Annotated in this window: 7 protein-coding genes; all 7 read left to right on the top strand. The window is 49.0% G+C overall.

Features of this window, described 5'->3' with window-relative positions; translation table 11 throughout:
* Window positions 1–67 precede the first annotated feature (67 nt).
* Window positions 68–3,175 carry a SusC/RagA family TonB-linked outer membrane protein gene (locus BUB37_RS08600; protein WP_072992761.1) on the top strand — a complete coding sequence of 1,036 codons (3,108 nt, stop codon included), beginning with the start codon at window positions 68–70 and terminating at the stop codon, window positions 3,173–3,175.
* 18 nt (window positions 3,176–3,193) lie between these two features.
* Complete coding sequence (locus BUB37_RS08595) at window positions 3,194–5,002, top strand: RagB/SusD family nutrient uptake outer membrane protein (protein WP_072991782.1); 1,809 nt, start codon at window positions 3,194–3,196, stop codon at window positions 5,000–5,002.
* A 197-nt stretch (window positions 5,003–5,199) separates the two neighbouring features.
* On the top strand, window positions 5,200–6,771 hold the full coding sequence (locus BUB37_RS08590; RefSeq protein WP_244526768.1) for a sodium:solute symporter family protein: 1,572 nt from the start codon (window positions 5,200–5,202) through the stop codon (window positions 6,769–6,771).
* Window positions 6,772–6,835: 64 nt separating this feature from the next.
* A complete protein-coding gene (locus BUB37_RS08585) occupies window positions 6,836–9,127 on the top strand; it encodes an FAD-dependent oxidoreductase (protein WP_072991776.1) in 2,292 nt (763 codons plus the stop codon).
* A gap of 17 nt (window positions 9,128–9,144) precedes the next feature.
* Complete coding sequence (locus BUB37_RS08580; protein ID WP_094766617.1) at window positions 9,145–10,350, top strand: glycoside hydrolase family 97 C-terminal domain-containing protein; 1,206 nt, start codon at window positions 9,145–9,147, stop codon at window positions 10,348–10,350.
* A gap of 10 nt (window positions 10,351–10,360) precedes the next feature.
* The gene (locus BUB37_RS08575; protein ID WP_072991770.1) at window positions 10,361–12,649 is read left to right on the top strand and encodes a glycoside hydrolase family 2 protein; all 2,289 of its coding nucleotides are present in this window, start codon (window positions 10,361–10,363) and stop codon (window positions 12,647–12,649) included.
* A gap of 45 nt (window positions 12,650–12,694) precedes the next feature.
* Entirely contained in the window at window positions 12,695–14,134 is a 1,440-nt protein-coding gene (locus BUB37_RS08570) for a sulfatase family protein (protein WP_072991767.1), read from the top strand.
* Window position 14,135 lies beyond the last annotated feature (1 nt).

The following is a 14,135-nucleotide window of genomic DNA, read 5'->3' as shown; positions in this document are numbered from 1 at the left end:
ACTAGACCAGACCAATTTCTGGAAAAGTTTTGGATCAACCAACTATTCTCAACTTAAACTTTGGCTTATGAAAAAAGCGGTCTTATTTTTTCTTCTAGCGATATGTGCACTGTGCAATATATCGGCACAAATTACGGTCTCGGGTACCGTAAGCGATAAAGAGGGTATTCCCATACCCGCGGTCAACGTCATTGAAAAGGGAACGACCAACGGGGTTGTTGCCGACTTCGATGGGAACTTCGAAATTGAAATTCAAGAAGGGGCGACCCTTATTTTCAGTTCGATCGGCTATGCAACCGTTGAACAGGTCGTAAACGACCCAACACCCCTTAACATTACCATGGAGGAAGAGGCCTCACAGTTGGATGAGGTGGTCGTGGTAGGTTATGGAACACAAAAGGCGGTCAACCTCACGGGATCGGTAGAGACCGTAAAGGCCGAGGAGATTTCAAGGCAACCCGTGGCCCAAGCCTCCCAGGCACTGGCAGGTCTTGTTCCCGGCCTTACCGCTACCCAGTCCAGCGGTCAACCCGGTGCCGATGGTGCCGCAATCAGAATTCGTGGGGTAGGTACCTTGGGCAATGGTGCCAAGAACAATCCCCTGATCCTGGTCGATGGCATCCCTGACGATATCAACGGATTGGATCCTAGCGACATTGAGTCCATTTCCGTACTTAAAGATGCATCGGCTTCGGCCATATATGGATCGCGTGCGGCCAATGGGGTTATCCTAATTACCACAAAAAGGGGAAGGGAAGGAAAGATTTCCACCGCCTATAATACCTATGTGGGTATACAAAGCGTGGCGCAGAACTTGAAGTTCATGGATGCCTTGGGCTATATGGAGGCTTTTAATTCGGCCGAGCCCGGTGCTTTTTCCGAGGATATCCTCGACCAATACCGATCAGGTGTTGGGGTAGGATCCGAAGCCTTGCCCGATACCGATTGGGTAGACCTTCTGTTCAGTTCGGCCGCCCTACAGCAATACCACAGTCTATCGGTGCGTGGAGGTTCGGAAAAACTGAAAGTGGCCAGTTCCATATCTTATACCGATCAAGAGGGTAATATTGCGAACTTTAACTTTAAAAGGTACAACGGTAGGTTCAATCTCGATTACGCCCTTAGTAAAAAATTGGACCTTGCCTTCGACCTTAACTTTAGAAGGGAGGTAAAGAGCCAGCCGGCGCGTTTGAACGACCTTACCCGTTCGGCCTATCGCCTACAACCCCTGTTTATAGCATTTAACGATGACGGCACCTATGGTTCCGGGTTCGGGGGCAGCAATCCCATTGCCCTGGCCAATTCCACGGCCAAGGATGAGACCATATCCAATTATTTTAGGGCTTTGGCCAAGGTCACGTACCGACCTTTTAACAACTTTTCAATCTCAGCGACCTACGCCCCGCAATTTTTTGATAAAGATCGGGATGATTTCAGGGCACGATACACCTATTACGAAGGTTCGGGCGGACCTGCCCAGAGTACCGCCGGTGCCAGTATCTCCGAAAGTTCGCTCTTCAAGGAGACCTTTACCACCTTTCAAGACAATTTCAATGCCGTGGCCAATTGGGGAAAGGAATTCGGCAACCACAATGTATCCGTTTTGGCGGGATATGAATTTTTAAAATTCAAATCGGAAATATGGACGGCGAGCAGAAGAGGCTTTGTCCTGGATGAGTTCCGCGGACTGGATAACGGTTTACCGGATACCCAACTGAACAGCGGTAGCTCTACCCTTAACGGACTGGAGTCCGTTTTCGGTAGGGTCAACTACGCCTACAAAGACAAATACCTCCTTGAGGCCAATGTGAGAAGGGATGCTTCCTCGCGTTTTGCAAAAGGCTACCGCTCGGCTACCTTCCCTTCGTTTTCATTGGGATGGGTAGTTACGGAAGAGCCATTTTTACAAGACAGCGAAACCCTTAACTTTTTAAAATTCCGGGCTTCTTGGGGGCAGTTGGGCAACCAGTTCATCTATTCCAGCAATCAGACGGACAACAATGGCGATGTAATTCAAGGTGCCGATGGTTCCGCCGTGGCCCAAGAAGTCAACTTTCCGTACACCTCCTTGTTCGGCCTGGGCAACGCCAATGCCGTAATAGGCGGTTCGCCGGTTGTTGGGGGCGCCCAGACCGTACTGGCCAACTCGCAATTGCGCTGGGAAACCGGAGAGACCCAGAATATAGGTTTTGACGCCAAACTCTTTAACAGCAAACTTTCGGTAACCGGGGAGTACTACATACGTAAAACCAAGGATATTTTGCTGGGGGTTACCATCCCTACCTCCGTGGGCCTTGACGCGCCGGTTCAAAATGCCGGTGAGGTGTGGAACACAGGCTACGATATTTCCGTAGGCTGGAACGATATGATCGGCGAGGACTTTAGATACGGCGTCAATCTCAACTATTCGGCCTTTGATAATGAAATTAAGGATTTGGGCGGACTCGAGCAATTGCCTCCAGGAAATACGATCAACCGTGTTGGCGAGGAAATAGGTGCTATATACGGACTTAAGGTAGACGGACTCTACCAAGAAAGTGATTTCGATGTAGATGGAAATTTGAACGCGGGTCTACCTGTTCCCGGTTTTGGGGCCATTCAGGCCGGTGATATAAAATATGCCGATATATCGGGTCCTGACGGTATTCCCGATGGAGTGATTACCAATGACGACCGTACGATTATTGGGAGTAATATCACTACCGAAAACTGGGGACTTGAACTTTTCTCAGCTTATAAGGGCATTGATCTTTCCGTTTCCCTCTTAGGTGCAGGAGGACGTGATGTAGTGTTGGAGGGCGATGCGGGATGGGCATTCTACAACGCCGGCAAAATACAGGAATGGCAGGGCGATTACTGGACTCCGGACAATACGGATGCGGCATACCCGAGATTAACGCCTGGAAGCTCACACCCGAACTGGCGCGTGAACGAAACCTGGATGCACGATGCATCCTACGTCAGGTTACGGAACATTACCCTTGGTTACCAGCTTCCTGGGGATTTGATCGACCGATTTAGGATTAGCAACGCCAGAATATATGTCTCGGGGCAAAATTTGGCTACCTGGGACCACATGCCTGAAGGTATCGACCCATTGACCCCACAGTTTTCCCAAGGCGCCTTTTACCCAGTGACCAAGGTGTTTACCATGGGGCTTAACGTAACATTCTAACCGTATAACTACAATACAATGAAAACTTTACAACATATCATCATCTTGAGCGTGGGCCTATTGATCTTGGGGTCGTGCGAAGACAATGTTCTCAATATTGAAGATCCCGGAAGCCCTACCGATGCCACTTTCTTTAGAACGGAAGCACAACTAGAGGTAGCCTTAACCGGTATTTACGAACAATTAAATTATGTAAGCGCCGTTCCTTTTCCGCAATTATTGGATCACACCACCGATTACGCCTTTAACCGGGGCAACGTAGGTGGAACCATTGCGGCAACAACGGGGGGACTTACTTCTACCGAGGGCCTGATAAATGGTTTTTGGAACAATTTCTATACCGGGGTTCAGCGGGCCAATAACCTATTGACCAATATGGACAAGGCGGCCGATGCATCAGATCCCGATCGTTTTGAGCAAATAAAGGCGGAGGCCCTGTTTCTTCGTGCCCTGTTCTATAGTTACCTAACGGAACTGTATGGAGATGTCCCTTTTAGAACCGAGGTAACTTCCTTGGAAGAACTTGAAATAGTGGCCAGAACACCAAAATCTGAAATTGTATCGAGCATCATATCCGATTTACAGGAGGCCGCGGCCATATTGCCTCCGACCCAACCGGCTACCGAGAGAGGCCGTGCTTCCGCAAATGCGGCAAACGCACTTATCTCGCGTATCGCCTTATACAACCAAGACTATGAATTAGCGGAAAGCGCCGCCCTTAAGGTGATGAACTCCCCCGAAACCCCTTCGTTATACCCAGATTACGAGGAGCTGTTTACAGATGCCGGAGTAGGGTCGTCCGAAGTTTTGCTAGACCTTTCCTACATTAACGGAACAAAGACACATAGCCTTTCACAGGTGCAGGGCAGCAGGTTTGGCGGTTGGTGCCAATTGGTGCCGGCGCAACAAACCGTGGATAGCTACGAAACCATCAATGGCCTGCCCATCGATGAAGACCCTTCGTTCGACCCTGCCAGGCCCTTTGAGAACAGGGATCCACGATTGGCCGCTACCATTGCCCTGCCCAATAGTGTTTGGACCGGGCATATCATTCAACAGCACAGCGATAGTATTGCCACATGGCGCATAGAGGATGGCCTCAAGGTAGAAAGGGTGTTCAACCCCAATGCGGCCAACCCTGCCGGACGGGCCATAGTGGACCCATACGACGGTACCGAATATGTTACCGGCGGCGCCAACCGTTTTACTTCCTTTAGTGGTTATTTCTGGAAAAAATTCTCTGACGAACCCAGGTTATTGGGATCCCTATCCGGCGGTCCGAGTCCCCTGCAATCGGAACAGACCATTTATTTGATCCGATATGCCGAGGTATTGCTGAATTACGCCGAGGCCAAAATTGAGGCGGGCACCATAGACGGCAGCGTTCTCAACGCCATAAACGCCGTACGGGAAAGGGCCTACAACAATAGCGGCCTTCCCTTTCCGGAGGTAGTCACAACCGACCGATCGGAGCTTAGAAAAATAGTTCGAAGGGAGCGCAAAGTAGAATTTGCCGATGAAGGTCTGCGATTATTTGATATCAAACGATGGGGAATTGCCGAAAAAGTGATGAACACCACCCTTTTGGGCGGACCAGCAAACGGGTTCGGCAAGATTGGCGACCTAGGTTTTGTTCCCAATATCGATGATGACGGCCATATCGATTATACCGGTGCGCCCACACAACCAAGGGTTGAACTGGGCAACCTAGACTACCGTGAACTCGAACAAAGGGTCTTTGATCCCGCTAAACACTATTTATGGCCCATACCCCAGGCAGAAATTGATGCTACGGACAATGTAGTCACACAAAATCCGGGTTATTAGATGATTTTTGAGTTAGTTTTTGTTAGTTTTTATTGAAATAGGGGATATGGATGTATCCCCTATTCCTTCACTTTGCAGGCAATAATATTATAGTATATTCATAAGCAGGAATGGGTTCGATAGATATTACGGTAATACTGGTTTTTACGCTGCTCGTGTTTGTATGCGGATTGAGTTTTTCCAAGTCCGGTAAAAACATGAAGTCGTTTTTTGCAGCAGGCGGGGCGCTGCCCTGGTGGATGAGCGGACTTTCGCTCTTTATGAGTTTCTTTTCCGCGGGTACCTTTGTGGTATGGGGCTCCATAGCCTATTCCAGCGGCTGGGTGGCCATCACCATTCAAACCACCATGTGCATAGCCGGCGTGCTTATCGGCTTCTTCATTGCCCCGAAATGGCAAAAAACCAAGGCGCTCACCGCGGCCGAATTTATTACGGACCGTTTGGGCTACAACACCCAAAAGATTTATACCTACCTGTTTCTGTTGATATCCATTTTTACCACGGGTGCATTTTTATATCCCGTGGCCAAGATCGTAGAGGTGTCGACAGGTTTTCCTATCAGTACCAGCATTATCGTACTGGGCATCCTAATTCTGATCTACACGGCGGTAGGTGGCCTTTGGGCCGTAGTCGTTACCGATGTCCTTCAGTTCGTTGTCCTCACCGCGGCGGTTTTGATCGTAGTCCCGCTTTCCCTGAACAAGGTCGGGGGCCTTGGGAACTTTGTCTCCCAAGCGCCCGATAATTTTTTCAATTGGGTAAACGAGGAGTACACCTGGGGGTTTATGGTCGCCTTTGGATTGTACAACCTTTTTTTCATTGCGGGCAATTGGGCCTATGTACAACGCTATACCAGTGTGGCCACCCCAAAAGATGCCAAAAAAGTAGGATGGCTCTTCGGCGGCCTCTATCTGGTTAGTCCCTTGGTCTGGATGCTCCCCCCAATGATCTATAGGGTGCTCAACCCTGGTCTGGGCGGCTTGGCCGACGAAGGGGCCTATCTCTTAATGTGCAAGGAAGTACTGCCCGTTGGAATGTTGGGCCTGATGTTGGGCGGAATGATCTTCGCCACGTCCAGTTCGGTCAATACCACCTTGAACATCTCGGCAGGTGTCCTGTCCAACGACCTTTACAGGCATTTTAGGCCCGATGCCGGCAACGATCAATTGGTCAAGGTCGGTAGAATGGCAACCATAGGTTTGGGCATACTTACCATTATCATTGCCCTGCTGGTTCCGTATATGGGCGGAATAGTGGAAGTGGTCATGAGTTTGGCGGCCATAACCGGTGGGGCCATGTTCTTGCCGCCGATGTGGGCCCTGTTCAGTAAATACCAAACCGGTAAGAGTGCCTTGGTCGTTACCGTAATTACCTTGGCCATCAACGCCTTTTTTAAATTCTTGGCACCTACATTGTTCGATTTTTCCTTCGACCGGGCCCAAGAAATGGGATTTGGAATGGGGATTCCCGTACTGCTTTTGACCGCATTTGAAATATATGCCCGAACCCGCAAAATACCGACCTTGGCATACGACGACTACCGGCTTAAGGTAGCCGGAAAAAATGCGGTGACCGGGGAAGGACCCTCTTCCGGCAACCGAAAAGGGACCCGGGTCATAGGCATCGGGGTGGCCCTTACCGGTCTGTTGATTGTTGTTTTATCGTTCTTGGCCGATAACGGGGCCGCACTTGTCGGCGGAATGGGCGGTTTTGTCCTAGTGCTGGGTTGCTTTGTCATCTATAGATCAGGTAAAAAAACGACCAATTAAGGCCTTGTGCCCGATTAGTACATTAAACACACCAAATCGAATTACTAAGCTCAAATCACATTGTATGATATCAGAACCATATAGCCCCCGAACCAGAAATACCAAGACCGTAAGACTACAGGCCGACCTTGTTGTCGTCGGTGGAGGTCTTTCAGGTGTCTGTGCCTCCATAACCGCCGCCCGATCCGGCCTAAAAGTCGTTCTTGTCCAAGACCGTCCCGTACTGGGGGGAAATGCTTCCTCAGAAGTTCGGCTCTGGAGCCTCGGGGCCACCTCCCACATGGGCAACAACAACCGATGGAGCCGGGAAGGGGGATTGATCAACGAAATCCTTTTGGATAACCTTAAACGGAACAAGGAAGGGAACCCCTTGTTGTTCGATACCGTACTGCTTGAAAAAGTATATGAAGAGGAAAACATCACCCTTCTGCTCAACACGGCGGTTTATGGGGTCGAAAAAGGGAATGACGACCACGTAAAGAACGTTACCGCCTTTTGCAGCCAGAACTCAACGACCTATATTGCCAGCGCGCCCCTTTTCTGCGATGCTTCCGGAGATGGCATTGTCGCCTTTATGGCCGGAGCCTCTTTCCGTATGGGGGCGGAAACAAGGGAGGAATTCGATGAAGGCTTTGCGCCCAATATCGACGACTATGGTAACCTTTTGGGGCACTCGCTTTACTTTTATACCAAAGATGCAGGCAAACCTATTCCCTATACGCCTCCCTCTTTTGCCCTAAAGAACGCCGAAGAACTGCCGAGGATCAAAAACTTTCAATTGGGCGACCACGGTTGTAAACTGTGGTGGGTGGAATACGGCGGACGACTCGATACCGTTCACCAATCGGAAGAGATAAAATTCGAACTGTGGAAAGTGGTCTATGGGATCTGGGATTACGTAAAGAACAGCGGTAAGTTCCCTGAAGCGGAAAACCTGACCTTGGAATGGGTGGGCACCATACCCGGCAAAAGGGAAAGCCGTCGTTTTGAGGGCGACTTTATGCTGACCCAAAAAGATATTGTTGAACAACGTGATTATTACGACGCCGTTGCCTTTGGGGGGTGGGCCATGGATTTGCATCCGGCCGATGGTATCTACAGCGAGCACAATTCCTGTACCCAATGGCATGGCAAAGGTGTTTATACCATTCCCTATCGTTGCTATTATTCCAAAAACATAAAAAACCTCTTCCTGGCGGGCCGGATCATTAGTGCCAGTCACGTGGCCTTTGGATCCTCAAGGGTCATGCTTACCTGTGCACATGGGGCGCAGGCGGTTGGAGAGGCAGCAGTCTTGTGCAGGCAAGAGGACCTGCTTCCCCGCGACGTGGCTTCCGAAGAACATATCGGAAAGCTGCAATTGGCTTTGAATAGAAACGGACAGAGCATTCCGCGTATCGCCTTGAAGGATCCCGACGACTTGGTGAAACAAGCCCATGTTGAAGCGAGCTCTACCTTAAGGTTCTCCGGTTTTTCAGAAGGGGGGGACTGGAAGCCCCTAAAGTTCGGATTGGCCCAAATGCTTCCGTTAAGGGCCCATGGGAACTATAGATTTGTACTTGAGGTGGATGCTTTGGAGGCAACGAACCTAGAGCTTCAGCTTAAAGGCTGTTCGGCCCCGATCCATTTCACGCCGGATGTAATTCTTGATAAAACGGTAATCGAATTACGGAAAGGAAGGCAAAAAATTGCCTTTGAAACAACTAAACCACAAGAACAAGACGGCTATTCCTTCTTTTGTCTTATGAAAAACGAACAGGTAAGGGTGCGGCTTTCCGATGACCGGATAACAGGTTTGTTGACCGTTGAGAATAAAATAAACAAAGCGGTGTCCAATTACGGCAGACAAGACCCTCCGGCCGGAATCAACATTGACAGTTTTGAGTTTTGGACACCCGAACGCCGCCCAAAAGGTAAGAATATAGCCCTTCAAATAACGAAGGCCTTACCCATTTTTGAAGCCGCGAATATCAAAAACGGCGAAGTTCGGCCCACCCCGAACGGAAATACCAATGCCTGGGTAGCCAAAATTGAGGACAAAAAACCCACACTTTACCTAAAGTGGGACGGGAAAGTCAACATCAAGACCATTAAACTCTTTTTTGATTGCGACTATGACCACGCTTTGGAAACCACCCTTATGGGGCATCCCGAAGAGGTCATTCCCTTTGTGGTGGCCGATTACCGAATAAAGGACAGCTCCGGGAACGTACTTAAAGAGATAAACGGGAACTATCAGGCCATCAATACCATTGATCTTGGCCATGTGGTTTCTACCGATGGGCTGGTCTTTGAGTTTAGCAAAAGAGAGGATAATATTCCTGTTTCCGTTTTTAAAATTTCCGTTTTCGAATAAAATTTTCCATTGGCAGTATGAAAAAAATAAGATTTCGATTACATCAGGTGCTAAGTCTTTTTCTTTTGTTCATGGCATGTGCGAATACCGGTTTTGATGTTAAGGGCAATGTAACTACACCTTGGCGGTGTGTTCTTTTGGCCGATACGCTAAATGATTTGGTCAATAACACCATGGTCGCATCCCTTAACCCGGCTCCCGCCCCCCAATTATTTGCTGATACCGACTGGATCAAACCCGGAAAGTCCGTTTGGCATTGGTGGTCCGGAAAATACGTCAACTATAAAGAAGAGCACGATATGGTCGATGATGCCCATGACCTTGGTTTTCTATATTCCATGGTAGACGAAGGTTGGGAAAGGTGGCCCGATAAATGGGCATCGCTTGCCAAGCTTTGCGATTATGCCAAGGAAAAAGGGGTCGGCATTTTTGTTTGGAAGCACTCCAAGGAAATCAATTTTCCCAAAAACGATTATGTGGTAATGAGGCATTTTTTAGACAGCGTAAAGCAGACCGGTGCCGTTGGGTTAAAAGTCAATTTTCATGGCTGCCAACAGAGTTCGGGCGAATTTCGTACCTACCTCAATGAGGTTACGCGCGAAGGCATACGGGGATTGGAGGTGAACCATATGAAGGAGGGGCCCTTACCCGCTTCCCACAATGCGGCCTTGCCCTTTACCCGGTACGTAACCGGCCATGCCGATTACACCCCCCTTGGGCTTACCGAACCGGGAGAGACTACTTGGGCGCATCAATTGGCTACTTTGGTCACTTTTTATTCGCCCTTTAACTGCATTGCGGAGAATACCCGGTTTCTGTTAAGCTCCAAGAACGTCCAACCTGCATTGGATTTTATTAAGACCGTCCCTTCGATTTGGGACGAAACCTTTGTCTTGCCCCAAAGTAAGATCGGGGAATTGGCGGCCATAGCCCGACGTAAAGATAACGACTGGTACTTGGGTATCTTGCGAAGTGGAGCGGCTCAAGAAATACAAATCGACTGTAGTTTTTTAGGGGATGGCGAATACCTCGCCGAAATCCTTGCCGACGATACCGAGGCCGGGCGTATTAATTTGGAAGGACTTAACAAAGAAGCCAACCTATGGCAATGGAATACGGCCGTACCCTTTAAAAAATCGATCGAAAGGGTTTCCTATGAAAAAACGATTACGGTTCATCTGGCGGAACACGGGGGGGCTGCCATCAAGTTTATCGAACAATAATAGAATATCCATGAGAAATTTCGCTTCCATAACACTTTTTACGATTGTATTTCTAAGCGCGTGTTCACCTCAAAAAAAGGAAAACGTGCTTGAAAACGATACCTTGTCCCTCAATGGGGTATGGCGCTTTTTTGCTTCCGGAGACGAAAGCGAAGAATCCCTGTTGACGGCCGACTACACGCAATGGGACAGCCTGGCCGTTCCCGGGAACTGGGATACGGAGAACAGATATGCCCATTTTAAGGGCAAAGGGTATTACCAACGCCATTTTACCCTTCCCAAGAATTGGCAAAACAAACAGGTCCGCCTAAGGTTCGATGCCGTTTACGAAACCTCCAAAGTGTGGTTGAACGGTAAGTTGTTGGGAATACACGAAGGTGGCTACACCCCTTTTGAATTCAATATAACCGATCAGGTGCGCACCGATCGACCGAATTCGATTTTGGTCATGGCCGACAATACGTTTAGAAGGGGCGCTTGGTGGGCCTGGGGCGGTATAAGCCGAGATGTATCCTTACTAGCCCATAACGATGTTCGCTTGGTTCGTCAACATATTTCCGCCGTGCCCGATTTTGACAACGGCGTAGTGGACTTTGCCATTTCATATAAAATTGAAAATAATTCCGATACCCTACAAAACCTGAACATCGATCCAGAAATCCTTGGGCCCGACCATAAATCGTGGCAACCGGAAACCCTTGAAGTGACCGTAGCCGCAAACGAGACTATCGAAAAGGTCTTGACCTTTAAAAAGGAGTTGAAGGAAGTAGAATTATGGCATTTTGACCGACCACATCTTTACGTTTTAAATAGTAGCCTCGTTTCTAACGACCAAGAAGTCGATACCCTTTCCGATACCTTCGGTATCCGTAAAATGGAGGCCATTGGCGAGCAATTATTTCTCAACAACGAGGCTGTTCGCCTGAATGGCTTCAACCGGGTACACGACCACCGCCTGTACGGTAATACCGAACCCGAGGAACTTATCAAGCGCGATATTATGGACATTAAGGCCCTTGGGGGCAATTTTTCAAGGATCATGCACGCACCTGCATCGGAGAATCTCTTGAAATTCTGTGATAGTATCGGCTACATGCTTATTGAAGAAATTCCCGTTTGGGGCCGTGGCGCGCCCAATGCCATTCCGAACAACCCAAGGACAAAAAAATGGTTGGGTGAAATGATCGAACGCGATTTTAACCATCCGAGTGTGGTCGGTTGGAGTATGGGCAACGAAATCGGAAACCCCGATGGCGAATGGCAGGATATGACCATGACCCCTGATCAGTACAACTATGTAAACGATATGATAGACCATGTGGCCTCCCTCGATTCCACACGTTTAAAGACCGTCGTAAGCTTTACCTCGCACCTACCCTTGGCCCGACCGGGTAACGAACCCTATGAAAAACTCGATCTGTTGTGCATGAACTCCTACGGGGAAACCTTTGAAAAGGTGGGTAGGGCCCATGCAAAATTTCCGGGGAAACCCATTTTTATATCGGAGATAGGGGACAAACAGATAGGGCTTGCCCCGGATGCCGAATTGAGTGCGGGACTCATCGAGCAACTAGACAAGATAAGGACATTGCCCTACGTGGTCGGTTCCGCCTTGTGGACCTACAACGATTACCGAAGCGATTACAAAGCTACGCCTCCCTCCGAAAACAGGGCATGGGGCGTGGTCGATGTATGGCGGAACAAGAAGAATGCCTATAAGCAGATTCAAGATATCTATGCGCCCGTACAAAATTTGGCGGCCACCATAGACGGGCGATCCATTACGATTACGCTAAGCCCTAGGAACAAACTAGATATTCCTGCCTTTAGGATGGAAGGATATGTTCTGAAATATGAACTTTTTGACACCATGGGAAAATCGATCGCTAAAGAACAAATGGAGCTCCCAACGATAAACCCTGGAGACGATGAATTGGTTTTCAATTTAAAAAACGACAAAAATGCGGCCCGAATAGACCTTGGTCTCTGGTCGCCTATGCAAATTCAGGTAAGAACCGCCTCTTCAAGGGAGACCCAAAAACAGGCGGTCAAGGCATCCAATACCCCAATTATCGAATTTTTGGGGCGTGAGGGCGAACACATTGGGGTAGGTTACACCGTGGGCGAAAAAGATTCCGTGTTTATCCTAAAATACGGAAACGGTAGCACGAATCTCTCCGAAGAAAAGACCACCACGTTAAAAGGGGCCTTTAAAGTGGCATGGCCCCCAACGGAACCGTTCTTTGCCAAAATAAGATCGAATGCATCGGAGTGGTCGGCGGTAAAAGAACTTGAGTAATCCAAATACGCGTACGAACAAACTAAAACGAATGGACAATTTCACATGAAACGGATCAAAATACTCTATCTGGCACTTATTTTTATCCCCTGTACAACCGTGGCACAGGGCAACTCTACCGACCGTCCCAACATTGTTTGGATCATGCTCGAGGACTGGGGCCTCGATTTGGGATGCTACGGCACCAAGGGAATCGAAACCCCGGTAACCGACCAATTGGCATCCGAGGGCGTGCGCTATACCAATGCGTTCTGTACGTCACCGGTATGCTCTACCTCGCGATCGGCCATGATCACGGGCTACCATCAAAATTATATCGGGGCGGAACAGCACCGCACGGCAAAAGAGGACAAAAAGCCCTTGCCCTACGGTATCAAACCCATGCCCTTGCTTTTAAAAGAGGCGGGCTACTTTACGGCATTGATGCTTTACAATAAAACGGACGCCAATTTTAGCGGTGACCTGGGTTTTATGGGGAAGGATTGGAAGGAACGCAAAAAAGGACAACCCTTCTTTGCCCAAATTACGCTGGGCGGAACCCATAGGGCTTGGAAGAGAGACCCCATAAACCCCATAGACCCGGCCACCGTAGAGCTTCCCCCTTATTACGTCGATACCCCGTTCGCAAGGCGCGATTGGGCCAATGGCCTGGAACAAATGCAAATTTGCGATCGGGAAATTGGTGATATCCTCAATCGATTGGAAAAAGAGGGCCTTGCCGAAAACACCTTGATTTTCCTTATAGGCGATAACGGTCGCTGCCATATCCGGGGCAAGCAATTTCTTTACGATCCCGGTCTGCAAGTACCCTTGATCATTGAATGGCCAGGAAAAATAGCTCCCGGCCAAGTCAATGACGATTTGGTACAGACCATTGATATTACGGCGACGATTTTGGATGTGGCGGGCGTGCAAACCGAAAAGCCCCTGCACGGAAAAAGTCTTTTTAAGGACGGGTATAAGAACAGAAAATACATATATGCCGCCAGGGACCGAATGGGCGGCACCCACGATGCCATGCGGGCGATACGTTCAAAAAGATACAAATTGATCCATAATTTGATGCCGGAGCGGGCGTGGTTGCAGTACAGCGGTTACAAGGAGGACATGTACCCCATGTTGGCCGAAATGAACGTCATGTATATGGAAGGCCGGCTCAACGAAGACCAAGCCAAGTTCTTTGCCCCGACCAAACCCGAATTTGAACTTTATGACATAAAGAATGACCCATATGAACTGAACAATCTCGCCGACGACCCTTATTTTGGTGCCGTCAAGGACCAGCTTTTGGAAGCGCTGTACGTATGGAGAAGGTCGATACACGACAAGGGCGTTTCGCGGGAATTCAGGGAAGGCGGACTATCGTCAAAGTACCCGACACGAACCTTGGAAGAGTGGAAGGAACGCTATGAGGCCTGGAAGCCTTGGGTGTTTCGAAAACCCAAAGCGAAGGTAAAACATCCCTTTGTAAAGAGTAATTATTAAA

The sequence above is a fragment of the Pseudozobellia thermophila genome, assembly GCF_900141855.1.
Lineage (GTDB): Bacteria > Bacteroidota > Bacteroidia > Flavobacteriales > Flavobacteriaceae > Pseudozobellia > Pseudozobellia thermophila.
This window is presented reverse-complemented; position numbering and strand designations above follow the sequence as displayed.

Excerpts from the sequence above, each read along its gene's own strand:
- BUB37_RS08590 (WP_244526768.1), top strand. The coding sequence starts at position 5,200 with ATGAAGTCGTTTTTTGCAGCAGGCGGGGCGCTGCCCTGGTGGATGAGC.
- BUB37_RS08595 (WP_072991782.1), top strand. The coding sequence starts at position 3,194 with ATGAAAACTTTACAACATATCATCATCTTGAGCGTGGGCCTATTGATC.
- BUB37_RS08580 (WP_094766617.1), top strand. The coding sequence starts at position 9,145 with ATGAAAAAAATAAGATTTCGATTACATCAGGTGCTAAGTCTTTTTCTT.
- BUB37_RS08570 (WP_072991767.1), top strand. The coding sequence starts at position 12,695 with ATGAAACGGATCAAAATACTCTATCTGGCACTTATTTTTATCCCCTGT.
- BUB37_RS08600 (WP_072992761.1), top strand. The coding sequence starts at position 68 with ATGAAAAAAGCGGTCTTATTTTTTCTTCTAGCGATATGTGCACTGTGC.
- BUB37_RS08575 (WP_072991770.1), top strand. The coding sequence starts at position 10,361 with ATGAGAAATTTCGCTTCCATAACACTTTTTACGATTGTATTTCTAAGC.
- BUB37_RS08585 (WP_072991776.1), top strand. The coding sequence starts at position 6,836 with ATGATATCAGAACCATATAGCCCCCGAACCAGAAATACCAAGACCGTA.